The organism is Bacillus sp. EU55 (genome assembly GCF_038005925.1).
In the GTDB taxonomy this organism is placed as follows: Bacteria; Bacillota; Bacilli; order Bacillales; family Bacillaceae; genus Bacillus; species Bacillus velezensis.
Genome location: NZ_JBBOUE010000001.1, coordinates 1,995,856 through 2,018,239 on the forward strand (window position 1 = coordinate 1,995,856; position 22,384 = coordinate 2,018,239).

Consider the following 22,384-nt stretch of genomic DNA (forward strand, 5'->3'; position numbering starts at 1 on the left):
CTGGAGAAATTGCATCTATGTTGTTATTATAAAAAGTGATCAACAGTGCAATAATGATTCATTTTCTAGGCTGGAAGGATACTTTAATGATCTTAAAGAGAGAACTAACAATTGAATTTAAGACATAAGAAGGGGCGGTAAATTGTTTATCGTTCCTTTTTTAAAAAGAAAATATAAGGAGGATAAATGAAAAAGATTAAAGTGATTGATTCCATTATGGGATCTGGTAAAACAACATACATTATTAAAATGATGAATGAGGCGCCAAAAGATGAACACTTCATATTCATCACACCTTATCTTGACGAGGTAACAAGGATAAAACGGTCATGTACCAATAGAAAGTTTTATGAACCGAAAATACATAGTGAGGAGGGCGAAACACTCTATAAACTGGACTCATTGCACAAACATTTAGCGGATAACAATGACATTGTGACAACTCATGCTTTATTCAGTATGGCTAATGAAACAACTAAAGAATTGATTTATTCGGGAAATTATACGCTTATACTTGATGAAACAATGGAAGTAGTAAAGAAATTAAATATATCTAATGATGATTTAGATATGTTGTTTCAAAATGAATGGATTAAGAATCAAAACGGAATAATCATATGGAATGATGATCAAGAAAAGAATCTTAATAGGGAGTATAGAGGAGAATTCCAAACGCTTAAACAGTTAGCCAAGAGTAATAATTTAATTCTGCACAATGATTCCGTACTTTTTTGGCAATTCCCAGCTGACATTTTTACTCAATTTAAGCAAGTATATAACCTTACATATTTGTTTGATGCGCAGATACAGAAATATTATTATGATATTCATGGAATTGAATATGAACTTTATGCCGTAGTTAAAGACAATCACAGCTACAAATTGATGCGATACAATAAGCAGTTTGATAAAGCAAAGAAGGATAAACTTAAGAATAAAATTAGAATATATGAAGGTGATTTAAATAAAATCGGTGATGACTATTACGCATTATCAAAAACGTGGTTTGAAAAACGGTCAGTGTTACATAAAAGACTAAAGAATAACATACTTAATTATTATCAAAACATCATTAAATCAAAGTCTAAGGACAATCTATGGACAACGTTTAAATCACATAAGAGCAAGCTAAGTGGTAAAGGATATACAAAAGGGTTTTTAGCCTGTAACATCAAGGCAACAAACGAATACAGCCATAAGAAAACATTAGTTTATTCAATAAATAGGTTTGTCAATCCTGCAATTGACGATTACTTTAGATCAAAGGGAATTAATATCGACGAAGATAATTTTGCACTTTCTGAAATGATTCAATGGATATGGAGATCAGCAATAAGAAATGGTCAAAATATCGACATTTATGTTCCTTCATCACGAATGAGAAAGCTGTTAAAAGATTGGCTTGAAAACAAGATATGAATAAGACGTATGAAAAAAAAAGCAATAAATCGTTTTTGAAACCCTTGATGCGTAAGGGTTTAAAGGGGGTATCTCGTAGAAGAAAAGAGGTAAATAATTTTAATAAATAAAATAAGAGAATGGGGGTGCTGCTAATTGTTCAAAACGGTTCGTTCCTCACCTGAACAATTTTTGCTCACACCACCCCCAAACCCCCTCATGAGCAACATATTTGATAATATTAAAAATAAAAAATAAGTATTATATATGTTGATTTATTAAAGTATTCAAGGTATAATGTAATTAATAAATATAAAAAATATGTATTCTGAAATGGAGAGATTGAAAATGACAGCTGTTTTAAGAATTAACGAAGAGTTAAACGGAATTGAACTTTATTTTGATAGTAAACCAGAACAAGAGGTTTTAACTCATCTTAAATCAAACGGTTTTCGATACTCTGGATTCAAAAAATGCTGGTGGAGCAAACGGACAGAAAAATCAATGCAGATCGCTAATGGTGTTACTAAACAAGAAATCTCATCTTCTAAAACAATCACTAAAACCAAAAAGAAAGCTAAGGGTGTAAAAATGAGTCTGTGGGATGCAGCACAATGGAGTGAATTAGAAGTAAATAAGGAACAAGAAGTAAAAGAAATGGCAAAGGAAATAAGAAAGCATTTGAGACAACGTTTCCCACAATGCAAATTCTCTGTTACTACTGGGGGAAGCTATTTACATAGCACTATTAACATTAAAATTAAATCAAGTCCTTATGAAAAAGGCTCAGCTTATTTGACTGCGATTTATGATTATTGCAACAGTCTTTTAAACAATTATCGCCATTGCTACAGCCCAGCAGATACATATACTGATTACGCAGGTAGCTACAACTTTTATGGTCATGTTTCATTAGATTGGGAATATACAGTGACAGAACAAACAGAAGAAACTAAAGAAGATATGGCACTGTTTGATTCAAAGATGGAAGAATTCGAAGAAGCCGAGAAAGCGAGAAAAGAAAAAGAACTTCAGGAATATTTAAACGAGCAAGAGCTCAAAAATGCTAAATATAAGAGACAACAACAAGAAGAAAAGGAACAAGTCGAAAATATCTATAGCAGCATTGTAGTAAAACAACTGTATGAAGATCAGGAGTATTTTGTTATTGATGCACAGTTTGCCAACTTAAACAAAAATCAAACACTTGATCAATATAAAGACGAGGTTGCTAAAGGTGACTACAGACTTGAAAATGTGAAAATTACAAAAGAAGTACATTTCAATACTGAAGAAGCTTTAAACAACTTTTCTAACTTGCTTTTGAATGATTTTGATTTTCTTGCGGAAACCGGTGGAAGCTTTACCGAAGACAACAGAATTAACTCAATGATTGATTATTACAATATGGACGATTTAGAAAAGAACACAGTTAAATGGAATTTATATGGCGTAGGAGTGTACTACGATGGGAAATTGCAATTTATTGTAGATGCTCAAGGCTATTCTTATGCAAGGTATGTTGGTTTAGTGGACAATGCAAAAATTGAAAAGTCAATTTCTCATAAACAAGCGATAAAAGAAGGAGAATTAGACGAGTTAAAATATCAAGCGGAAAAAATAGAAGATCTTTCTAGCTCAGTCATTGAAGAATTAAATATATTTCTAACCTGGAATAATGAAGACTGGGACAATTATAAAACTTCACTCAAAGAAAAATTGAAATTGAATAATTTAAATTTGAGTAAAAAGGTTATCCAACGAGCAGATACAGAAAAATTAAAAACTGCTTTATACAGAATTCTCCATGAAGTTGACAGCATTCAAGAACAATTTAAAAGTGCTGATCTTGAAAAAGGTGAAAAATATACTCTGTTTTACATATCTGATCTCGGATCTTTAATTACTGAAAAAATAAAGTATGACAGTTGCCAGTCAACTAAATATGCTCAATATGATAATGCAGTGAAGTTAACATACAGGCCTGAAAATAAAAGAAAGTTATATTACCGACACTTCTATTCAGAATTATTGATGTTCAAAGGGTGGCACTCGCTGCCCGAAACAGTATTGAATAATGTAGAGGTTAAACCAGATGGGACTAAAATAATTCACAGTAAGTACTACTCGTGTGACAAAAGACAATTTGACGAGGTTTTAGGTTACTTAAATAAAAAAAGCTTCAAACCAATAATCAACACATATAAGCCTAATCTATAAACTAATGAGGGGATGGGAAAACATCTCATTCCCTAAAAAGGGGAGCTCAAAATGCTTAAAGATAATCCGGATTTTTATCCAACACCACCACAGTTAATCCGAAAAATGACATCTAAAGTAGAATGGAAGTACATAAACTCTGTTCTGGAGCCGTCAGCAGGCAAAGGGAACTTAGTAGAAGCCATTTACACTCAATTTAAAAACACCAGCAACTATAGAAGGAATTCGAAATATGACATTGATACAATTGAACAAGATGAAAACTTGAGACACATACTTAAAGGAAAAGAGTACAGAGCAATAGCTGATGATTTTCTGACGTTTAGAACATACAAGAAATACGATTTGATTTTTATGAATCCACCTTTCAGCAGCGGCGTTAAACACTTATTAAAGGCGATTGAATTAATTGAGGGGCAACAAAGATCAGGTCAAATTGTTTGCTTATTGAATGCCGAAACATTAAAAAATCCGTATTCAAACGACAGGAAATTTCTCATACGTAAACTAGAAGAAATAAATGCAGAAGTCGAATACATTCAAAACGGTTTCCAGGGTTCAGAGCGAAGTACAGAAGTTGAAACAGCACTAATTTACATAAGCATTGAAAAACAGGAATATAGCAGCGTTCTAATAGAAGAATTGACAAAAGATGAGTCCCATAAAATCAGTGCCGATTATAAAGCAACACAGTTAGTGAATGCAGACTTTATAAAAGGAATTGTAGAACAGTTCAATTATGAAATCAAAGCGGGTTTAAAATTAATCAATGAATACAACAGTTTAAAACCATTAATGCTGGATAGTTTCAATGATAACAGTGCTCCAATATTGAAGCTTCAGATTGATAAGAATACCGAAGAAAATGATATAGAGAATGCATATATAAAACAAATTAGGGCGAAGTATTGGGATACGTTATTTAACAATGATCAATTCATGGGGCTCTTCACAAGCAATCTGAAACAAAAGTATTTGCAGCATGTCGAGGAATTAAAAGATTATGATTTTTCTTTGTTCAATATCTATACATTAAGAATTCAGATGAGCAAAGAAATGACACAAGGCGTAGAAGATACAATACTTAATCTTTTTGAAGAATTTAGCCACAAGCATTACTATGATGAATCATCAAAAAATGTGCACTTATATAATGGGTGGAAAACAAATAAATCATACAAAATAAATAAAAAAATTATTATTCCGTTGAATGCGTATAGCTGGCTAGATGGCAGGTATAATCCAACAGACTATAAGGTCTTAGAAAAGTTGAAAGATATCGAAAAAGTTTTCAATTACCTTGACAATGGGTTAACAGAAGACATTAACATAGATGAAACTTTAAAGCTGGCTGAGCATTACGGCGAAACGAAAAAAATAGAATTAAAGTACTTTTATGTAACTTTCTATAAAAAAGGAACATGTCACATCGAGTTCAAAGATATGGAAATTCTAAAGAAATTTAATATCTTTGGTAGCCAAAAGAAAAATTGGCTTCCTCCTTCATATGGCAAGGTAAACTATCAGGATATGACGGCAGAAGAAAAAGACGTAATCAATGATTTTGAGGGTGCGCAATCTTACAGTGATACGGTAAATAACGCTTCTTATTATATCTTGGATACATCGAAGCTTCTCATGCTTACATCATAACACTAGTGCGGGGGAAGCAATGCTGTATTTTTAGTGAAAAAATAAAATAAAATGCATATTTTAAACAGAATGGAGGGCGTTTTAAACAGATGGCTTCCGTACCAAAAAGAAGAAAAGAACGTGTGCAATTCTTAATCAACAAGTTTGGAGAAAAAACAGTTTCAATCACTATAGCTGTCATGACTGATCGGGAAGTTAAAAGTTTCTTTGATGAAATGTATCCTTTATACAAAGATAAAGAAGATTATTCACCTCCTGATTACCAAACCCCAATTTGTTTAGTTTGCGAAAATCAAACATTTATACAGTGGGATTGCAACTGTGGGAACGCTATTATTGACGAGACTGATCCAACTCTTCAAGAGTTAAAGAACAGTGGAGAATATGAAAAAATAAGAAAACAATATTTAAACGGAATGGAGAGGTTAAATAATGCTGGAAAATTTATATAAAATTATTAATGGGGAATGGAAGGGTTACTATGGAGTATTCCAAAAAATAGGAGCAAGCGGTCAAATGATCAAATTGAATATTTATGAGACAAACCCTGATACCCCAATAATGATTTCTTGGTTTAACTTGAATGATGTAGAACAGGTCGGATAAAACAACAATACTTTAAACAGAATGGAGAGATTTAGATGGCAAACGAATTAAAACTATTAGAAGGAACAAAAAAAGATAGAGATAAGTATATTAAAAGAACTGATGTTTTGGATAAAGTTAAAAAAGTCATCTTACTTAAAGACGGTGAGCATATGACTGTTAAAATGGTGGCCGACTTTTATGAAGTTGAATTGAAAACCATACAGTCAGTAATGAATAGAAATAAAGCTGAACTTGAATTTGATGGTGTTGAAACCCTAAAAGGTCAAGGATTGAAAGTGTACAAATCAACATACCTTCAAGGTGAAGGTATGTATAAAAAGATTGCCAGATTAAATATTATCCCAAGACAAGCAGTTTTAAGAATAGGAATGTTATTAACTGAATCTGAAGTGGCTAGCAAGGTAAGAAATTACTTATTAGAGATAGAGAAAAATACTGCTCGAAAAGTTAAAGAGAACACACTGAAATTCCTGGGAACTTGGAACAAAGAGTTAGACGACTTCGTATTTAACCATATTCAAACAGGAATTAAAAATTCAATCCCAATTCGTAAGTCAATGAAAGAGTTGTCTTCCATACTAGAAGTCAATTATGGTCTTTTACATTCTAGGTGGTATACAGGGGATAAAATATTAAAACCACTGCGTCATCGTCTCGATAAACAAACTTTAATAAAGGTATCCAAAGGTGAGCATCTGAAAAATAACAATCAATATACCTATGATTGTTTCAATCATTCAAGTAGGGTTAATGAGCAGATAGCTAATTCTAACGAACAATATCAAGAATTAAAGCAGGTGTGCAACAAACTATTGAAAGGGATTAACTCTATATATAGTCAAAATGAAAGGAACTATGCTAGAACAGTCAATATTTATAAGATAATTAATCAAATTAAAACTACTCAAGAGCAACATAGCAAATCCTTTGATGAGATTCATAAGAAAATTGACCATATTGAAGAATCACTCGACGAAAGAAAAGAAGATAAAATTATCGAACTTAATAAAGAACTACATAAAGTTAAACAGAAGCTTAAAACAGCTAATAAAGATAATAACAAACTTTCTATGCATATTTCTCGGCTTACAATTTTAAATGAAAATACTAACTTTCAAAAAGACATTAATTCATCAGCTTTCAAAATGGAACGCAATGGGAACTTAACTAAGATGTAAATGAGGAGAGATTAGATTGACTCAAGAGGAAATTATTAACATCGGACAACTTTTGAAACAGCAAAGAATATCAAAAGATATTACCGGAGCTAAGTTAGCTGAGTGCTTAGGACTGAGTCAAGGGACTGTATCTAACATTGAAAACGGGAAGTTTGGGCAAAGAAAAAACAGTTTGCAAACTATGAAAAGAATTGCCGATTTTCTCGGTTTAGATATTGAATTACCAACAGAAAAAATGTTATATGTATTTTCTTGTGATTTTGGGAAATTAACCAGAGGGGAAATTAGAATCAGTGCTGTAAAAAGAGAAGAGGGTTTACAAAACAGCGAAGATTCAGCGTACAAATTAGAATCCCATTGGATAGAAAAGGCCATTAAAGAATGGCTAGATGAACAAAAAACAGACTTAAAAAAGTATGTAGAGAATTACATAAAGAACGAAGTAAAGAAGTTATTTAGCTATTATGAGAGTCGAGTATGAATATAGCGGAGGGGGAAATGTTTCGGATGAATCAACTAAATTTCAAAAATTTAGATGAGTTAAAAGACTACATTAGAGTAATGAGAGCTTATAAAAACATTAGCTCAACAAAGCTCTCTGAAATGATTGGAAAAAACAGAGCATATATCAGCCAAATTGAAAATGGACATAATAAAAATCCTGAATATGAAACAATGTTCAATATGCTTAAAATTTTTGGGGTTGATGAAGAAGAAATTGACAATGTTTTAGGGAATTATGGAATATGCTCCAATCGGCATATTACTAAGCAAGTAAAGGTTCATAATAAAATAGAAACACATTTTTTGTCTCAAGAAGATATGGAGTCAATAAACCAAAGATTAAAAAATGATGCTCAAAAGATAGCTCAAGAGCTTGAAGGGTTAAACGGTACATCTAAAGGATATCTCATTGAGCTTTTACAGGAACAGCTATCTAAATAAAACAACAATTTTAAAGAGAGGAGAATAAAGCATGACAAAATCAAAATTAAATGAAAACATCCTTCAATTCTTACTGGACAACGGCTTTAAACTAAAGGAATATGAAGATCAGGGGTTGACATTTTATTCTAAGGAAATAAAAGACGGTCAAACATTGAAAAGATTAATTGAACATCATTATGAACTCGAGGAAGATGAAGAGATTAATACAAAAGGAGTAAGCTTTACTGTAGAGATACAGACAAATGGGGAGTCACCTCAATGGGTCTTTACTGGTAGGCATGAAATGTTTGGCATTCTTGAAGGTCAACAGCAGTTTTTTGAATATGTAAAAGAAATTAAGCCATTAATTAGTTAGGCAACTGAGACTAAGGAGAGATGAACAATGGATGAGCTACTGATCAAGTGTGAAGAGTGTGGGTATAAATGGATTGGCGATGACTTTGATGAAGACTGTCCATCTTGTGAAAGCGAAAATATCAAAGCTATTTGATGAAACGTTAGTATTCCAAAGCCTATTTTAAATAAAAACACCATTTCATGCTAAACAGGATTCGGGCTGCCTACATAAGAACAGCCCTTGCAGTTAGCTCGCAATCCTTGTTTTGACTGGTTTGTTTTTCTTGATATTACGTAATTTAAGAGCGGGTTTTTCCACTATTCTGTACGAAAGAAATGCGGATGCAGCAGTAACAGCAATTAGGGCTATGATCAGCGGGTAATCAGACAATGTTTTATTAATTCCAGTGTATAAGAAGATGTTGATGATCACCATGTGCCATATGAAAATCCCCATACTGATATCATCTAACCGGTTCAGTTGCCACAATATCTTCGGCCCATTGTACCCGAACCAAATAATTGCATAGCTCAAAGGAATGAACCATAAAAAGCTCCATAATGTGTTGTTTATTGAGATGAGATGTAGAAGATCAAATTTAAAGAATAAAAATAAAATTATAGAGCAGAAAAATAAAACGATATGCTGCGGTGACTTGCTCCATGCCTTAGCCCAGAAGATGCCCAAAGTGAAATAAAACATCTGCGGCAGGAAAGAATGTAGGTAAAGCCCACCGATTACACTGCCTTGTGCGAACTTTAAAATTATGAAAGAAACCAACACACTGAGGGTGCAACAGCAAAAGAGCAAAGAATCATATTTTGGAATCCGAAACGTTTATAAAACCAATAAATTGCGGGTAACACCAGGTAAAAGCTAATCTGAACAGGAATTGTCCAAAGTGAATCGTTAAGGCGACCTGTACCAATGTGATGAAATATATCAGGGAAGTATTGAGGATATAACATAAGATTGCTAAGAAGCCATATCCAGTAATCTTTTGTAGTGAATACTGTTAATGAAAGAGCTCCTAGAACAATTAGCAGTACAGTGGAGGCAATAGCATAGGTGTATATTGCGGGTGCGATCCTGATAATTCGGCTCCAATAAAAATCAGTTACATTATTCCCTTTAAGCTTGGATCTTTCATAGGAAGTGAAAAGAAAAAATGCACTTAGAAAAAAGAAGATTGATATGCCGGTGTGAAATATTGCTTTGCTCTCTGGGGTATAACCAAAGACAGAAATATTTAGATCTCTTGTAGCATGACCAATCAACACACAAAGAGCAGCAAAAAGCCTGACAACAAAGAAACAATTAGAGTGTTTTACATTCATTAAAAGAACCTCTTTCCTATACCATATGGCGAATAAGCAGTAAGGCTGCCTATAAGCAGTGATGATTATATCATAAAAATGGAAGATTTGTTCTTAAAAATGAACTAAAATAAATATTTTTGTTCTCAATAGGACATATTCGTGTGATATATGGAAATGTAGATATGTATAAATACATGTAGATATTCATAGATGCATGTATATCTAGCTTTATCATGAAGAATACAGATAAAGAAGAAGTTTCATTTTCTAGGCTAAGTGTCGATATTAACCATGGAAAAGAAGCATTAAGGACAAATGTATAAAAATATAATGGGAAGGTTTTTAAGATGCAATTATTTTAATTGCATCCAGAAGGCGTTAAAGATTAGGAGTTAAAAAAATAGGAATAAATATAAAATAAGAAGTTGACTATTTAAAGTGTTTGGTGTATACTTAATTTACAGGATAAAAATAAAATTATCGAATGGAGCGGTTAACATGACAAAATACAAACTTTTCTATGGTGTAGGCGGTTCAATTAACGATATCACAAGAGATGAGGAAGCTTTTGATTTTGACAGTTATGACGAGGCTATTAATATTGCCAGGCAGCAAGCCTTTGAAGCGTTTGAAGATTACGAAGTGATTTGCAGAGTATTAAGTGTTGAAGAAAGAATGCAGCAAGAAGGTTTAACGGAAGAAGTAGCCATTGCTGAGTACGAAGAAGATGTTGAGTCTTTTATTGAATATGGCGCAGAGGAAGTAGAATAAAAAAATCTCAATGATGACATCATAATATAGACTGCCCCCTTTTTGGATGTAGTATAATTTGGAAGAAGGGGGTAGGGGAAATGAAGAAGTTAATCGTACTGACTTTGATTTGCGCAGGTTTCTTATTGAGTTTTACCACACCAAGGGCTGAGGCGAAGCTTACATTAGACTACAAAAATGTGAATTTTCACATGAGTGAGGATTCAGAGAGTTTTTCAATGGCAGATTATTTTGATCGGAACTATGATCGCACTTGGCTCTTCTACAAATTCACAATTAGCAATGCAGAAGGGTGTACTCTAAATATGAAAATCAGTAGGATAACTCTTGCTGGCTTGGTATTTCCACGTAGTGAAAAGCAGTTTGTTGGAAACTATGCTGACTATACTGCTACAGATCGAGTAGAGGGGGACGCTAATCGTAATCATGTGTTAGAGATTACAAAGAATCCAGGCTGCGGAGATGTGTGGATTAAAGGTATTTATGGATTTGAACATGAAGATTCATTTGATTGGTAAGCTTAATACATAGTCAAGGTATATCCTTGACCTTTTTTATGCATATGATGATAATTTAAAGTGATCATACATAATGAATGTGAGGTAGTTAAATTGATTAAATCAAATCTAAAGCCGATATTAGACGAAAGGAATATCAGTATTCGAAAGCTGTCCAATGATATTGACCATGGTTTTAACACAGTTAGGAAGCTTTATCATGATGAAATGGAGCGGTATCCAAGGGATCTGCTTGATAAAGTCTGTACATATTTAGACATTGAGCTGCATGAGCTGTTGATTTACAAAAAAGATTAAAAAGATATTGAACACTTAAAGTGATCGAATTATGCTAAGGTTACAAGAACAGTAAATACTTACAAATTTTCTAGGTCTACATAAAATCGTACTTTTAATCAGAAGGGAAGTGACACTATGATAGTGGCTCATTTAATAGGTGGAAATGAAATAGAAGGTATTAGTAACGGGGTTGTAATCATTAACGGCGAAAAGTTAGACGCGAGCTATGAGGATTTAGCTTCTGTCTGCGGGAGTATAGAATTGGGAGATTTAAATACAAGTATTACTATTCATAGGAGTAGTGAAGATGTACTAAGAGATTATATTAAGTTGGTGCAAGATTTTGATGCCGAACTAGGCGAAGAATTTGTAATTAACAATCATTTAACAGCAGAAGTTCGTTGTAGCACATATCAAGTTAATTTTGAAGATAAAACACTAACATTGATAATTGATACATATGAATAAAATGTTGATTGACTATGAGTGATGGAGAGTTTACTACGAAACGAACCTTGGTAAGTTAGTTGAAAGGGAATAAAATTAAGGATGATTCTTTATAAAATCATTCTTTTATGTGGAACTAAGACAACTGTGGAACGAAAAACAATCATCAGAACATGAAAAGGTGTTTAGAACGCAGATATGAAGGAGTGAATTAATGAACCAGTTTACAGATACAACTAATAATATTTGGAGGGTAATCAATAGACATAAGAGATTGATAATCGCTATTGTTATAATCGCTACTGTTGGGTACCTCGTGTTTGGCAGAAGCTCAGGATTAACACAGGATAAGTTTCAAGATAAAATATACAAAGTTTCAAACGGAGTTATTGATATTAATGATTCGAAAATTGAGAAGGTTAATGATGGGTCATCTGTCTATATGGCCAAATGGAATGGTTTCACAATTACGGCATCTGTAGATAGTAAAGACCGTATCATTTTTCCCTATGGTGTTATTGGCATTCCTTCAAATCAAATGGATGAAATTTCCTTAGGGCAATACCAAGAAATAATGAAAGCATTAAGTAGTGTAGCAGATTCAAAACTTTCTGATGAAGATAAGGAACGATTAATTTTAAATGAATTGAATTTTAATAATGTAATTGAGACAGGAACAAAACATTCCGCCTCTAAAAATGGAATAAAGTATGAATTGATTGGCACAGAGGGTGCCTTATTATTTATGCTTGGCAATAAGAAATAATTGTGAAAAATCATAAATGCACAATAAGGGAGAGGATGACTTATGGTAGCCAAAATGATAACTGTCTGGTACAAATATGATGATAAGGGCAACGAAGCCAAACTAAATCATATTGAAAATGGTTGGGTAAATGGAGACTATCCAAAACCAAAAGATCCATCATACTCAAATCAAGAAGCATGGAAGAAAAGTGATTGGGAAAGAAAGTATGCTTATTTAGATGAACAATATCGAGTATTGAGCGTTCCACCAGCTTTTTGGATTAAATAATGAACCAGCAGGGGGAGTATGCAAATGATCAAGGTTTATACAAGAGGTCATAAGATACCAGAAAAGATTAAGTCTTGCATCTCTGAATGGAATTATTGGTCTTGGATTGTTGCTGCAAATAGTGAAAAGGGCAATAAAAGTGCAAAGCGGCTTATTGAAAAGATTGAATCGGATCCAGACAAAATTGCGGAATATAAAACTGAAGACGGAATTGAAGTATATGTAAGCTACATGGATCCAGTGAAATAAAAAAGAGCATTAAACTAAATGCTCTTCTTCATACCACATTTGCGACACTCACGTAAAAACACACCACTTTTCACTGAACTCTTGAATAAAGCGTAATCACAGTTGTCGCAGCGTCCATATTTAACATCAGGATACTCCTTATAATCATACACAATTGTTACATCGTAGCCATTAGTCTCAAAATCTTTCTCTTCCATTAAATTTCACCTACACAAAGTATTTAACACTACTATAATACCAGACGATGTATATAAGGAGGGGTTTTATTTGATTGGAATAGCATATTTCTTAATACTCTGGCTGGGTATTGGCTTTCTGACAGGATTTAAGGCCTTATTCGTTGATCAGGTTTATGATGAAGAGTTTAAGCAGGAACTGATTGATTCATTTTCACCAGGTATGGAGCAGAATATGATTGAACTGTTCTTTAAGAATAAAATAAATATCATGGTGTTTTACATATTAATTGGATTGCTGCCACTGGCCATAAAAATTGCTGGTCTGCTGAAGAGGAGTTAGCTATGCCGGTTATCGATACCTTTTTTGTTATTCAATTTGAAATGATGATTACTTCAAGTCATTTAAATTAGATGGAAGTGGTTATAAGACATCTAAGGGGCTTCATAGCGCTTCTAAGTTCACTACAATGTCAGAAGCCTTAGCGATCGCAAATGAGCTACATATGGAGTTTAAAGCCACTTCTGCTATAAGACAAATTGAAGTTATTACTAGGTGAGGAGTGTTCAGGTGTACTGGATTGAATGGATTGAGGATGGGGAGAAGAAAAGCATCGTTGCGGACGGCTGGGTGGAATGGGTCACAATCCTGGAAGACCTTTATCAGCAACGATTTGAGTATGTTGAATGGAAGAGAATTTAAAAAACACAAGTCTAAATAAAATTAATGTAAAGGGAGAAGGTTTTTAGAATGGAAGAATTAAATCATTATAGAAAATGCCTTAATGTGAATTACGAATCCATTATTTTATTGGTAGCAACCCCAAAAGGGAAATATCCTTCAAAAAGTGTTGATTTAAAAACAAAAGAATTTGTTAATGAGATATTATATAAAGAGTATTACATTGATATTTATGAAAAAGGTAAAAAAGAAATTCTTCAGGATACAGCGTTTAAACTTTTTACATTGCCATTAATCGGAGATTCATTTGATCACAAAGTAAATAGGACTGTTGCGAATAGCAGGGCATCTGAAGATAAAGTTGAGGCATTTTTTGTGTTACAAAGTATTAATAAAGAATTTCAAGAAAACAATTCAAATATCAACATAGATAAAGCAATAAAGAGAGGAGAAGAAAGTGCTAAACTCTTTTTAAATTGTTACCCATTAGGTACACATGATGTTTCCGTGATACCGGTTGAAAGAGGGAACGAAGGGGTAGAGCTATTACTTGACATGAAGTTTAAAGATAATGCCTCTGAGTACTATTTTGATTTCACATATTTTGGCGGTTGATGGACATGGATGAAACATTTATCAATAATCTAAATAAGAACAAATTTGATAATGAAGAGTTTAAAAATGGTTTTAGTGCAGGAGCTGAATACAAAGATCAAATGGAAAAACGGATACGTGATCTTGAATCAGTGTTGCTTGGGTTTATTGGGTATGAAGACGAGTGGCTACTAACAAAAGCAGGTTTAAATAAACGTACTAAGTCAGTCTTAGTCAACATGATTATTGATCAGCGAAATCTTACCCGTGCTCTTTATAAAAAATTAGATGAAGAAACAAAAAAGAAATTAAAAAGTGAAATTGAGATGTGCATTTGGCCGGGAGAAAGTGAGCAATAAAGACAAATACGTTTAATTATACGTATCGAATTTGCAAACTTTTTAAATGTATTTATAATCTTCAATAAGGAGTTGATTATAAATGAATTGGGTATCTTACCCCTCTATTTTACACTTTGCAAATGATGGTATTACAGTAACCTTTCCAGACCTTCCTGGGTGTGTAACCTGTGGATCGAATGACACAGAGGCAATTAGCATGGCAAAAGAAGCTTTAGGGCTTCATTTATATGGGTTAGAAATGGACGGAGAGAAGTATCCTGGCCCTTCACCGTTTTCGGAAATTAAGACAGCGGAAAATAAAGTTGTGTGCTTGATTGATATACCTATGCATGCATTCCGCGATGAATATAGACGTAAATCAGTCAAGAAAACATTAACTATTCCTGCGTGGTTGAATGAAGTGGCTGAAGAAAAGAACATTAATTTTTCTCAGGTGCTGCAGGATGCATTAAAAGATAAACTCGGACTAAATATCTTTAAGGCACAATAAGAATCCTTATTGTGCCGGTTTACATAAAATACGAATTTTAAACACAAAAAAATAAAAAATAAGTATAAACCAGTTGACTTAATTGTGTTTGTTCTGTATTATAAGAATATAACAAAGAAACATATGAAAAGAGGGGAAACAAATGGAGCTTATAAGAATAGCTATGCGAAAAGATTTAGAAAATGATAAATCTCTCATGAGTAAATGGGCGAAAATAGCTGGTCTTAAAAATCCGAACCCCCTTTACGATTTTTTAAATCATGATGGAAAAACCTTTAGTGAGTTTTCAGCGATTGTCAATATAGTTAAAAGCCAATACCCTGAAAGAGAATATGAATTTATGTCAGATTATTGCTTGAAACTCGACGTTAAAACAAAAGCTGCTAGAAGTGCGCTGGAGTATGCCGACTCTAATAATTATCATATTATTACTGATAATTTAATTGAGAAGATGATAAATTGCTCAAATAATAAAAGTAAAGAATATGGACAAGTATACAGTATACATAGAAAACTGTCGAAATCTGAAATTGGAACTATTGAAGCATCAAAAGCTTTTGGGAAATTCAAGTTTAAAACAGAAGAGATGAATACCTTTGAAAAAATTGCAATGCTTTACTCCCACTTAAATAATGGAGATTTTGCACCGATGTTTTCCTTGATGGAGAAAATTGATTTAACTGATATGAATGAGAATCAATTCATAAAAAGTTCATACACGACTAGATTATATGTTTTAAAAGCTAATATTTTTTTATTCGAGAATGATCTGGAACAGTGTAGGAAAAACGCAAAGTTAGCGATAGACAACACCAACGTTCTTAGATTTAAAGTCTTTAGCTATCTAACTTTAGGGAATTCATATGTATTTGAAGATTACTCGAAAAGTAGGGACTGCTATGTCAAAGGCTTAAACATTGCAAAGGAAAATTCTTTTTTTGCTGAATTTTTCAAAAAGAATCTAAGTTTTGTTTGCAATGTGTGGAATAAAGAGAATGACTGGTTAAATAAAGACTCGTCAAACATTGAGGACATGCAGGCCTTGGCTCACTACTACATTAATAAACAGAAGATTGATGAAGCTACAGACCTTTTGAATAGTCTTAAAACAAAAAAACAAAATGAAAATGAACTGGGGTTTCACTATTACTTAATGGGGTTGCATGAAGATAACATTGATTATTTTTTTGATTCTGTAGAGTTTTACAAAAAATCGCACGATAGATTTCTAATAAAGTTGCCGTTGATAGCGCTTGAAAACAGAGGAGTAAGTAAGAGAATATTAGATATCATGGCAATGTGCTGAAAGGAGGTGAGAGTATGAAAAAAATGTTAATGGTGATGACAATCATTAGTGTGCTAGCAATTTCTTTTGCTGTAAGCACACTCGAAACAAATAATGAAGCATCGGGAGAAATTGATGTAGCAAGCATGGTTAGGGGCGCATAAATAAGATTTGACACATAAGACAAACAATATTATTATTTACTTAATAAAATCCATCTGATTAACCAAAGACGTTTGGCTCTTTTTGAGCTAAGCGTCTTTCGTGGTTTTAAGGGTTTCACGAGAAAGTTCTGATATAAAAAACTCTAGTGATTACTTTCCTTACATATTTAAATAGCTTCCTTTATTAAAAACAAAATAGTTCCACAACGCACATTCGAAAAAAGATTAAAAAGAATGTGCTATTTGTCGTTAAAACATCTTTACTTATTAGGATTAATGCATTAAAATGAACTTAGAAATAAAAAGAAAAAATAAGTATTGGTTCGGGAGGAGAAATTATGTCGGCTATAAAGTATTTGCAAAGCAGCATGACATTACATAAAACCTTATATCAGAATAAGTTTGAAAATATTGCACATAACGATTTCTTTGCAAACGAAAAGGAATTAGAAAAAGAAAAAATAAAGAGAGGAGAAATCGTTAGGAAGGAAATGACTAAGGGTTATATGAAATTATTGAGCGTGTGTAAGGAGGGTTAGTACCCATGCAAGTAGTGGATTTAAAGGCTACTAAGAAGAAAATTAGCAGTACTAAGAGCATTGACGAAAACTTTACTAATATGGCTGTTGAGACATATCTAAATAGTATATTGGACATCAGAAAAATCATACTTAACGCAAAGACTCAAAGCGACCTATTTAAAGCAAAAACGGAAGTGAAAGCATTGCTCCAGGATATAGAGCGCGTTCTCAGAGGCGGAGATGCACTGTCTAGAACTGCAGAATCTAATCCTCATTATGCTACGCTTATAGCTTTTATGGAGAATTTAAAAACACATATCTCAATTGAATTTGAGCAATTTATTTATAAACCGCAGCTCTAGGGCGGACATATCCTTATTATACATAACTTATAAGGAGGATCCTATGTCAAAGCGAATTAAAAAGCTAATGGAAGAACGCAGCATCACAATGGAACAGATTGCAAAAGAAACAATGATTAATATTGATAAACTCAAGAAAATCATTAATGAACCGCATGAGGGAGATGTAACTTCCGTTAAGCTGATCGCTTTGGTACTGGATGTTTCCATTGATGATCTTATTGATGATAACGAATTTAAACGGAAGGAGGAACTGGACGATGAGTGCAGAAATTAAACCTATTAAGGAATACAAGGTGTTTGAGGATATTATGAGCTTTCTCTACACCAAAGACATAGCCAGTAGCTCAGGTAACTCAAAGTACCAGACTCGGGATTTAACTGCTGTTTCTAATACGCGAAAAAATTATGCATGTGATATAAAGCAATTTTTCAGAATCATAAAAGAAAAAGAAATCGAATATTTGTCTGAAAATGATTTAGTAATCACTAAAAGCGACCTTGCGGGGTATATAAAACACCTTCAAAGTAAAGGACTTGTGAATAAGAGTATTAAAAGAAAATTAGCATCCTTAAGAATGCTATATAAATACCTTAGCCACGATTACAATGAGTTTATTGATTTAAGCGTATTTGACTCTGTTGGAAAGTTGAAAACAGTTGAGAAGAATTGGGGAAGAACAAATAAAGAAGAAGCTGATCTTATAGCAGAAGATATGTATATTAACGAACGTCAAAAACCATTACACAAAAAACTGTGTGTGAAGGCAGCAGCAAGAACTTCTTTTCGTCTTAGCGCATTATTAGTATTAAGATGGATTGATTTTGAACTTGATCCGACGACCGGTCATTATGTGGTTTCAGTTTTAGACAAGGGCTCTAAAGTGGTGTCTACTGGGATCAATAAATCTTTTTATGAAGAGCTTTTAGAACTAAGAGATGAAAACGCAGTCGACACGGATTATGTTTTTAAAGGTCTATCTGAGCAATCTCTAAGACATTCTCTAAAACGGTCTAAAGAAAGGCTGGGAATTCCGCCTGAGAGGGACTTGAAATTTCACTCTTTTAAGGGCGTGGGCATTGACTATGTTTACGAACACACTGGTCACGACATATTAGCTGCAAGGGAGCAAGGTAATCATAGCAGTGTAGCAACCACTGAACGTTATATGAGTAAAAGAAAAGATATATCCAAGGCTGCAGGCGTTATTATGGATGAGGACATTGAAATTGACATTCTTTATAAAGCTAAAAAAGAAGATTTTATTTCTTTTTTTGAAACAGTGGAGCCGTCAATACTGAATAAATTCATTAAATTCCAATCGGAATCAAAAGAGAAATAATTAAAATAATTATTATTTATTTTTCTCTTGATAATAAAGTTTCCCTTTGGTAACTTTATTTTAGCAACATAATATGAGGTGATATAATGACGGTGATATTTGACCAATCTGCAAATGAGAAATTGCTCACCGAAATGAGAGACGTATTTTCTGAAAAAAAACATATACGCTCTTTTATAAATGATGTCCAAATAGGTATGGCGGAGTTCAAAATACCTCCTGGTACAACACAAAAAATAATTAACGAATTAGAAAATCCAGAGTTAGACCTTTCTAAAGAATACATGTATTTTTTAGCTAAATGCCTATTCAAGATTCTTGAATCAGAAAGGTTTAACCCTGCCAATTATTTTACTGAAGCCGATATGCAGGATATTGAAACGCTTTGGGAAGGTGAAGTGGAAGACGAAATTAAACTTCCTTACACCTTTAAAAACGCTGTTAAATACTCAGATAGCAATTTAACATTCCAGATTACTGCTGAAGAGCTTTATCGTCTATTTGAAAATAAGCTACTTCATTATAATCCGAATGCTCAAAGAACAAATAAAACCAAGAAACTTGAAGGAACTGATATTGAAATACCCGTTCCTGAATTAAATAAAAAATCAGTAGATGAAATTAAAGAGTTGTTTAAAGAGGGAAAATTAATAAGCTCAATGTTCACCTTTAATGCACGTGTAGGCAGCGCGGATGAAGGAATTGAGTTAATATATGACGAAGAAAATATGTCTTTAACAGTAACTGAAGGTACAATTTTGGACGTGCTGGACGGGTATCATAGACTTATCGGGATAACCACTGCTATTAGACAACATCCTGAATTAAAGCATTTGCTAAAGCGTGTGTTCAAAGTAGACATATACAATTACACTCAAAAACAGGCTAGAGAGCATTTTGGACAACAGAACACTATAAACCCAGTGAAAAAATCTAAGGTTGCTGAGATGAGTCAGCATTATTACTCGAATAAGATCGTTAAGTTTATTCAAGATAACAGTCTCATTGGCGATTACATTAAGACCAACAGTGATTGGATCAACCGCGGGCAAAACCTGTTAATTACTTTTTCGGAGTTCAAGAAAGCTGTTGAACGCAACTATTCTAAAAAGGATTTTAGCAATCAAGCAGACATCTTGAAAACCGGGAGATACTTAAGTGCCTTTTTTGATGCTATGGCCAATATTTATATTGATGAATTTTTAGGCAGTATTGCAGACGAACGGAAGCGATCTCTTGTTAACGCCAATTTGTTTTTTAACGGCTATGTTCAATTAGCGAAACGATTACAGGAATCAGATGTATCGATTGATGATGTAGAAAATAAGGTCGAAGAGATACTAAAACCAATTGATTTCAGAAAAGACAATCCTCTTTGGAAGGAGCTTGGGGTCATTGATAATAACGGTAATCCGAGAGCTCCTCAAAAAATTTGTGACTTCTTCAGAGAAATAGAGATAGAGCAGCAATTTAATTAGCTTAGGAGATGTTTGATGCAATGTTCAATAGTGATATTAAGGAAAAGTATTTAGATTCTGTTACAGAGGCAGTAGCTCATCAGTTGAGACCCCTGTTCTCAAAATCAGAAATAACGGAAAATCTTTATAAAAAAGATATTTATGATTTCACTTCAGTACAGATTTTAGAGCTAATACGATCATTCGATCAAACAACAATTGGGAGTGTAAAAAGAACATTATCATTATTGTCAATGTATATCGATTGGGCAGCATCTTATAATTTGAGCAAGGGTACTGTAAATTTAGCGAGAACTATATCGAATGAAGAGCTATATGGGTGCTTAGGTGGTAAAAAATTATACATCTCCTATAGTGAACTGGAAGAGATGCAAGAAAAACTGCTCAATTATCAATCGAAAGCAGTTCTAAGATGTTTGTTTGAAGGCATCTCAGGCATGGCGCACTCCGAACTTCTTAGTCTTTCACGGCAACAAATTGAAGAAGCAATGCTAAACGATAATGTTTTAACATTGCATGACATAAAGAATGGAGATCGCAAATTAAAAGTTAGTAGTGATTGTCTCATAATTGCATTAAACGCTTCAAAGGAAACCATGTATCAATTGAAAAATGGTAGAGGTGAAGGTTGGGCAAAAGCAGTGTCACTGGTGGACAATGATTATGTAATCAAAACCAAAATAACCCGGGGAAAAAATGAAGGGCAAGCCGGTAGACACATAATTACGAATTTAATTACGGATATCTCAGAGTTCTTTAAAATAAACTTTCTTACGCCTAATACAATTGTAAGGTCAGGCCATCTGTATCGCGCATATCAGCTTTATAAGGAAAGAGGCGTTATAGATAATGCCGTTAGATACCAGATCATTGATGATTTTAATTTAGTTGTTAGTAATAGGTCTAGGGCTGTTTACAGTATGAAAGATTACGTTAATGAAGAAGTGGTAAAGAAGCTTTATGCAGAAGAATTAGATTTAAAAGAAGAATTGATTTAAATATTTATTTCCCCGCCCAGCTTAAGGCTGGGTGTTTATTTTGCAATAAAAAGAGAAATATAAGTATATCGATAATGATAATACGAAAATTTTTGACATTCGACAAAACTAGACACAATACGCCAAAATAAGCTCTTTCCACCAATGGTAACATGTAGTAAAATAGTTGTGTAAACCGTATGGTTTACTCAGGAGGAGACCAAGACATTTGTCTTAGTCGAAACTCAATGCCGTTCAACCTTGAATTCATAGAGGTCTTCCACATTACAATCTAATGCTTCAGCGATCCTTTTAGCTGTTCTGATAGTCATCTCGACTTTTTTCATCCGGTTATAATCGCTCAATTGCTGCTTTTTGATCCCGGTTATTTCAGCAAGTTCATTAATTGTAATGTCTTTCTTTCTACAAAGTTCAGGTATCAAGCATTGCCCGATCTCAACTTTAATCATTATCGGACATCCTCCTGCTAGTTCTGTTATGGAAAGACATAATACATATCATACCATACGATGACTTCAAATAACCACTAGCGTTACACTCATATTAATTGTATAATGTTATCAAACAAAACAGAACGCTTGTTCCCTTGTAAGGCTGTCGGAGAGAAAAAACATAGTATAGGAGAATGAGGATGGCAGGTTATTTGAACAATGTATCACTACATCTAGAAATTGTACTTAAAAACAAAGCAAAAAACGAAGAGGTTTCTCAAAGCCTTGCTGAAAGACTGTGTGAAAAATTAATGGTCGCCAGGGAAGTGTGCTTTCTACAGGCAGACGGGACAGTTGAAAAATTTAAATTGAATGACATTGATTATGAGATTTCTAATACTGAAGAAATACTTTAAATAAAAAAAATAGGAAGACTCCATGAAATTACAGCATGAAACATTGCAGCAGCGTAGTTGGAGCTTGTAGGTGAACACGTGAAATTGTTTGTTGATCTTCAGGATTACAACACCGTTAAT

Annotated in this window: 33 protein-coding genes; 30 read left to right on the forward strand and 3 right to left on the reverse strand. The window is 33.3% G+C overall.

The window, feature by feature from the left end; all coding sequences use genetic code 11:
* Positions 1-186: 186 nt before the first annotated feature.
* The 9 genes from NYE50_RS09985 (at position 187) to NYE50_RS10025 (ending at position 8,361) form a co-directional block, all read left to right on the forward strand.
* Complete coding sequence (locus tag NYE50_RS09985; RefSeq protein WP_340764370.1) at positions 187-1,419, forward strand: hypothetical protein; 1,233 nt, start codon at positions 187-189, stop codon at positions 1,417-1,419.
* A 327-nt stretch (positions 1,420-1,746) separates the two neighbouring features.
* Positions 1,747-3,618 carry an LPD29 domain-containing protein gene (locus NYE50_RS09990; RefSeq protein ID WP_224988268.1) on the forward strand — a complete coding sequence of 624 codons (1,872 nt, stop codon included), beginning with the start codon at positions 1,747-1,749 and terminating at the stop codon, positions 3,616-3,618.
* Between the two features lie 51 nt (positions 3,619-3,669).
* The gene (locus NYE50_RS09995; protein WP_224988267.1) at positions 3,670-5,271 is read left to right on the forward strand and encodes a DNA N-6-adenine-methyltransferase; all 1,602 of its coding nucleotides are present in this window, start codon (positions 3,670-3,672) and stop codon (positions 5,269-5,271) included.
* An 89-nt stretch (positions 5,272-5,360) separates the two neighbouring features.
* A complete protein-coding gene (locus NYE50_RS10000; RefSeq protein ID WP_224988265.1) occupies positions 5,361-5,723 on the forward strand; it encodes a hypothetical protein in 363 nt (120 codons plus the stop codon).
* Entirely contained in the window at positions 5,704-5,877 is a 174-nt protein-coding gene (locus tag NYE50_RS10005) for a hypothetical protein (protein WP_224988263.1), read from the forward strand. The genes NYE50_RS10000 and NYE50_RS10005 overlap by 20 nt, the downstream gene beginning before the upstream one ends.
* A gap of 35 nt (positions 5,878-5,912) precedes the next feature.
* The gene (locus tag NYE50_RS10010) at positions 5,913-7,058 is read left to right on the forward strand and encodes a hypothetical protein (RefSeq protein ID WP_224988261.1); all 1,146 of its coding nucleotides are present in this window, start codon (positions 5,913-5,915) and stop codon (positions 7,056-7,058) included.
* Between the two features lie 16 nt (positions 7,059-7,074).
* Positions 7,075-7,539 (forward strand): helix-turn-helix domain-containing protein, encoded by a 465-nt coding sequence (locus NYE50_RS10015; protein ID WP_224988259.1) that lies wholly within the window; start codon positions 7,075-7,077, stop codon positions 7,537-7,539.
* Positions 7,540-7,565: 26 nt separating this feature from the next.
* Positions 7,566-8,003 carry a helix-turn-helix transcriptional regulator gene (locus NYE50_RS10020; protein ID WP_224988257.1) on the forward strand — a complete coding sequence of 146 codons (438 nt, stop codon included), beginning with the start codon at positions 7,566-7,568 and terminating at the stop codon, positions 8,001-8,003.
* A 31-nt stretch (positions 8,004-8,034) separates the two neighbouring features.
* The gene (locus tag NYE50_RS10025; protein ID WP_014417894.1) at positions 8,035-8,361 is read left to right on the forward strand and encodes a hypothetical protein; all 327 of its coding nucleotides are present in this window, start codon (positions 8,035-8,037) and stop codon (positions 8,359-8,361) included.
* Between the two features lie 746 nt (positions 8,362-9,107).
* Here NYE50_RS10025 and NYE50_RS10030 read toward each other — a convergent pair.
* Positions 9,108-9,680, reverse strand: coding sequence for an acyltransferase family protein (locus NYE50_RS10030; RefSeq protein WP_224988255.1), 573 nt, complete (start codon positions 9,678-9,680; stop codon positions 9,108-9,110).
* Positions 9,681-10,160: 480 nt separating this feature from the next.
* Here NYE50_RS10030 and NYE50_RS10035 point away from each other — a divergent pair, with 480 nt between their 5' ends.
* The 7 genes from NYE50_RS10035 (at position 10,161) to NYE50_RS10065 (ending at position 12,962) form a co-directional block, all read left to right on the forward strand.
* Positions 10,161-10,433 (forward strand): hypothetical protein, encoded by a 273-nt coding sequence (locus tag NYE50_RS10035; protein WP_060964978.1) that lies wholly within the window; start codon positions 10,161-10,163, stop codon positions 10,431-10,433.
* An 80-nt stretch (positions 10,434-10,513) separates the two neighbouring features.
* Positions 10,514-10,951: a hypothetical protein gene (locus NYE50_RS10040; protein WP_224988253.1), complete on the forward strand. Its 438-nt coding sequence runs from the start codon at positions 10,514-10,516 to the stop codon at positions 10,949-10,951.
* A 93-nt stretch (positions 10,952-11,044) separates the two neighbouring features.
* Complete coding sequence (locus NYE50_RS10045) at positions 11,045-11,248, forward strand: helix-turn-helix domain-containing protein (protein ID WP_014470137.1); 204 nt, start codon at positions 11,045-11,047, stop codon at positions 11,246-11,248.
* A gap of 117 nt (positions 11,249-11,365) precedes the next feature.
* A complete protein-coding gene (locus tag NYE50_RS10050; protein ID WP_127010674.1) occupies positions 11,366-11,698 on the forward strand; it encodes a hypothetical protein in 333 nt (110 codons plus the stop codon).
* A gap of 193 nt (positions 11,699-11,891) precedes the next feature.
* Positions 11,892-12,443: a hypothetical protein gene (locus NYE50_RS10055; protein WP_224988251.1), complete on the forward strand. Its 552-nt coding sequence runs from the start codon at positions 11,892-11,894 to the stop codon at positions 12,441-12,443.
* A 42-nt stretch (positions 12,444-12,485) separates the two neighbouring features.
* Positions 12,486-12,713 carry a hypothetical protein gene (locus NYE50_RS10060; RefSeq protein WP_021493569.1) on the forward strand — a complete coding sequence of 76 codons (228 nt, stop codon included), beginning with the start codon at positions 12,486-12,488 and terminating at the stop codon, positions 12,711-12,713.
* Between the two features lie 24 nt (positions 12,714-12,737).
* Positions 12,738-12,962: a hypothetical protein gene (locus tag NYE50_RS10065; protein WP_021493568.1), complete on the forward strand. Its 225-nt coding sequence runs from the start codon at positions 12,738-12,740 to the stop codon at positions 12,960-12,962.
* Positions 12,963-12,976: 14 nt separating this feature from the next.
* On the opposite strand, the gene NYE50_RS10070 is transcribed toward NYE50_RS10065, so the two are convergent.
* Positions 12,977-13,159 carry a hypothetical protein gene (locus tag NYE50_RS10070; RefSeq protein WP_224988249.1) on the reverse strand — a complete coding sequence of 61 codons (183 nt, stop codon included), beginning with the start codon at positions 13,157-13,159 and terminating at the stop codon, positions 12,977-12,979.
* Between the two features lie 70 nt (positions 13,160-13,229).
* On the opposite strand from NYE50_RS10070, the gene NYE50_RS10075 reads away from it, so the two are divergent.
* The 13 genes from NYE50_RS10075 to NYE50_RS10135 all read left to right on the forward strand — a co-directional run bounded on the left by NYE50_RS10075 (position 13,230) and on the right by NYE50_RS10135 (position 21,417).
* Positions 13,230-13,481, forward strand: a complete 252-nt coding sequence (locus tag NYE50_RS10075; protein ID WP_021493566.1) for a hypothetical protein — start codon at positions 13,230-13,232, stop codon at positions 13,479-13,481.
* Between the two features lie 228 nt (positions 13,482-13,709).
* The gene (locus NYE50_RS10080; RefSeq protein WP_224988247.1) at positions 13,710-13,841 is read left to right on the forward strand and encodes a hypothetical protein; all 132 of its coding nucleotides are present in this window, start codon (positions 13,710-13,712) and stop codon (positions 13,839-13,841) included.
* A 48-nt stretch (positions 13,842-13,889) separates the two neighbouring features.
* Positions 13,890-14,435, forward strand: coding sequence for a hypothetical protein (locus tag NYE50_RS10085; RefSeq protein WP_021493563.1), 546 nt, complete (start codon positions 13,890-13,892; stop codon positions 14,433-14,435).
* A gap of 5 nt (positions 14,436-14,440) precedes the next feature.
* Positions 14,441-14,773 (forward strand): hypothetical protein, encoded by a 333-nt coding sequence (locus tag NYE50_RS10090; protein WP_021493562.1) that lies wholly within the window; start codon positions 14,441-14,443, stop codon positions 14,771-14,773.
* Between the two features lie 82 nt (positions 14,774-14,855).
* Positions 14,856-15,266 (forward strand): type II toxin-antitoxin system HicB family antitoxin, encoded by a 411-nt coding sequence (locus NYE50_RS10095; RefSeq protein WP_224988245.1) that lies wholly within the window; start codon positions 14,856-14,858, stop codon positions 15,264-15,266.
* A gap of 142 nt (positions 15,267-15,408) precedes the next feature.
* Complete coding sequence (locus NYE50_RS10100) at positions 15,409-16,572, forward strand: AimR family lysis-lysogeny pheromone receptor (protein ID WP_224988243.1); 1,164 nt, start codon at positions 15,409-15,411, stop codon at positions 16,570-16,572.
* A gap of 14 nt (positions 16,573-16,586) precedes the next feature.
* Positions 16,587-16,715, forward strand: a complete 129-nt coding sequence (locus tag NYE50_RS10105; RefSeq protein ID WP_224988241.1) for a lysogeny pheromone AimP family peptide — start codon at positions 16,587-16,589, stop codon at positions 16,713-16,715.
* A gap of 338 nt (positions 16,716-17,053) precedes the next feature.
* The gene (locus NYE50_RS10110) at positions 17,054-17,254 is read left to right on the forward strand and encodes a hypothetical protein (protein ID WP_224988239.1); all 201 of its coding nucleotides are present in this window, start codon (positions 17,054-17,056) and stop codon (positions 17,252-17,254) included.
* Positions 17,255-17,259: 5 nt separating this feature from the next.
* A complete protein-coding gene (locus tag NYE50_RS10115; protein ID WP_224988238.1) occupies positions 17,260-17,598 on the forward strand; it encodes a hypothetical protein in 339 nt (112 codons plus the stop codon).
* Between the two features lie 43 nt (positions 17,599-17,641).
* Positions 17,642-17,875, forward strand: coding sequence for a helix-turn-helix domain-containing protein (locus NYE50_RS10120; protein ID WP_224988237.1), 234 nt, complete (start codon positions 17,642-17,644; stop codon positions 17,873-17,875).
* Positions 17,859-18,941, forward strand: coding sequence for a tyrosine-type recombinase/integrase (locus NYE50_RS10125; protein ID WP_224988236.1), 1,083 nt, complete (start codon positions 17,859-17,861; stop codon positions 18,939-18,941). The genes NYE50_RS10120 and NYE50_RS10125 overlap by 17 nt, the downstream gene beginning before the upstream one ends.
* An 86-nt stretch (positions 18,942-19,027) precedes the next feature.
* A complete protein-coding gene (locus tag NYE50_RS10130) occupies positions 19,028-20,419 on the forward strand; it encodes a DNA sulfur modification protein DndB (protein WP_224988235.1) in 1,392 nt (463 codons plus the stop codon).
* 20 nt (positions 20,420-20,439) lie between these two features.
* Positions 20,440-21,417 carry a phage lytic cycle repressor MrpR family protein gene (locus NYE50_RS10135; RefSeq protein WP_014470161.1) on the forward strand — a complete coding sequence of 326 codons (978 nt, stop codon included), beginning with the start codon at positions 20,440-20,442 and terminating at the stop codon, positions 21,415-21,417.
* Positions 21,418-21,641: 224 nt separating this feature from the next.
* Here the strand turns inward: NYE50_RS10135 and NYE50_RS10140 are convergent, their stop codons facing one another.
* The gene (locus NYE50_RS10140) at positions 21,642-21,866 is read right to left on the reverse strand and encodes a helix-turn-helix domain-containing protein (protein WP_102422180.1); all 225 of its coding nucleotides are present in this window, start codon (positions 21,864-21,866) and stop codon (positions 21,642-21,644) included.
* A 182-nt stretch (positions 21,867-22,048) separates the two neighbouring features.
* Here NYE50_RS10140 and NYE50_RS10145 point away from each other — a divergent pair, with 182 nt between their 5' ends.
* Entirely contained in the window at positions 22,049-22,264 is a 216-nt protein-coding gene (locus tag NYE50_RS10145) for a YopT family protein (protein ID WP_014470163.1), read from the forward strand.
* Positions 22,265-22,384 lie beyond the last annotated feature (120 nt).

Excerpts from the sequence above, each read along its gene's own strand:
- NYE50_RS10020 (WP_224988257.1), top strand. The coding sequence starts at position 7,566 with ATGAATCAACTAAATTTCAAAAATTTAGATGAGTTAAAAGACTACATT.
- NYE50_RS10005 (WP_224988263.1), top strand. The coding sequence starts at position 5,704 with ATGCTGGAAAATTTATATAAAATTATTAATGGGGAATGGAAGGGTTAC.
- NYE50_RS09990 (WP_224988268.1), top strand. The coding sequence starts at position 1,747 with ATGACAGCTGTTTTAAGAATTAACGAAGAGTTAAACGGAATTGAACTT.
- NYE50_RS10070 (WP_224988249.1), bottom strand. The coding sequence starts at position 13,159 with ATGGAAGAGAAAGATTTTGAGACTAATGGCTACGATGTAACAATTGTG.
- NYE50_RS09995 (WP_224988267.1), top strand. The coding sequence starts at position 3,670 with ATGCTTAAAGATAATCCGGATTTTTATCCAACACCACCACAGTTAATC.
- NYE50_RS10030 (WP_224988255.1), bottom strand. The coding sequence starts at position 9,680 with ATGAATGTAAAACACTCTAATTGTTTCTTTGTTGTCAGGCTTTTTGCT.
- NYE50_RS10125 (WP_224988236.1), top strand. The coding sequence starts at position 17,859 with ATGAGTGCAGAAATTAAACCTATTAAGGAATACAAGGTGTTTGAGGAT.
- NYE50_RS10060 (WP_021493569.1), top strand. The coding sequence starts at position 12,486 with ATGGTAGCCAAAATGATAACTGTCTGGTACAAATATGATGATAAGGGC.
- NYE50_RS10000 (WP_224988265.1), top strand. The coding sequence starts at position 5,361 with ATGGCTTCCGTACCAAAAAGAAGAAAAGAACGTGTGCAATTCTTAATC.
- NYE50_RS10010 (WP_224988261.1), top strand. The coding sequence starts at position 5,913 with ATGGCAAACGAATTAAAACTATTAGAAGGAACAAAAAAAGATAGAGAT.
- NYE50_RS10025 (WP_014417894.1), top strand. The coding sequence starts at position 8,035 with ATGACAAAATCAAAATTAAATGAAAACATCCTTCAATTCTTACTGGAC.
- NYE50_RS10140 (WP_102422180.1), bottom strand. The coding sequence starts at position 21,866 with ATGATTAAAGTTGAGATCGGGCAATGCTTGATACCTGAACTTTGTAGA.
- NYE50_RS10050 (WP_127010674.1), top strand. The coding sequence starts at position 11,366 with ATGATAGTGGCTCATTTAATAGGTGGAAATGAAATAGAAGGTATTAGT.
- NYE50_RS10145 (WP_014470163.1), top strand. The coding sequence starts at position 22,049 with ATGGCAGGTTATTTGAACAATGTATCACTACATCTAGAAATTGTACTT.
- NYE50_RS10065 (WP_021493568.1), top strand. The coding sequence starts at position 12,738 with ATGATCAAGGTTTATACAAGAGGTCATAAGATACCAGAAAAGATTAAG.
- NYE50_RS10115 (WP_224988238.1), top strand. The coding sequence starts at position 17,260 with ATGCAAGTAGTGGATTTAAAGGCTACTAAGAAGAAAATTAGCAGTACT.
- NYE50_RS10120 (WP_224988237.1), top strand. The coding sequence starts at position 17,642 with ATGTCAAAGCGAATTAAAAAGCTAATGGAAGAACGCAGCATCACAATG.
- NYE50_RS10130 (WP_224988235.1), top strand. The coding sequence starts at position 19,028 with ATGACGGTGATATTTGACCAATCTGCAAATGAGAAATTGCTCACCGAA.
- NYE50_RS10095 (WP_224988245.1), top strand. The coding sequence starts at position 14,856 with ATGAATTGGGTATCTTACCCCTCTATTTTACACTTTGCAAATGATGGT.
- NYE50_RS10105 (WP_224988241.1), top strand. The coding sequence starts at position 16,587 with ATGAAAAAAATGTTAATGGTGATGACAATCATTAGTGTGCTAGCAATT.
- NYE50_RS10090 (WP_021493562.1), top strand. The coding sequence starts at position 14,441 with ATGGATGAAACATTTATCAATAATCTAAATAAGAACAAATTTGATAAT.
- NYE50_RS09985 (WP_340764370.1), top strand. The coding sequence starts at position 187 with ATGAAAAAGATTAAAGTGATTGATTCCATTATGGGATCTGGTAAAACA.
- NYE50_RS10100 (WP_224988243.1), top strand. The coding sequence starts at position 15,409 with ATGGAGCTTATAAGAATAGCTATGCGAAAAGATTTAGAAAATGATAAA.
- NYE50_RS10040 (WP_224988253.1), top strand. The coding sequence starts at position 10,514 with ATGAAGAAGTTAATCGTACTGACTTTGATTTGCGCAGGTTTCTTATTG.
- NYE50_RS10110 (WP_224988239.1), top strand. The coding sequence starts at position 17,054 with ATGTCGGCTATAAAGTATTTGCAAAGCAGCATGACATTACATAAAACC.
- NYE50_RS10135 (WP_014470161.1), top strand. The coding sequence starts at position 20,440 with ATGTTCAATAGTGATATTAAGGAAAAGTATTTAGATTCTGTTACAGAG.
- NYE50_RS10055 (WP_224988251.1), top strand. The coding sequence starts at position 11,892 with ATGAACCAGTTTACAGATACAACTAATAATATTTGGAGGGTAATCAAT.
- NYE50_RS10035 (WP_060964978.1), top strand. The coding sequence starts at position 10,161 with ATGACAAAATACAAACTTTTCTATGGTGTAGGCGGTTCAATTAACGAT.
- NYE50_RS10085 (WP_021493563.1), top strand. The coding sequence starts at position 13,890 with ATGGAAGAATTAAATCATTATAGAAAATGCCTTAATGTGAATTACGAA.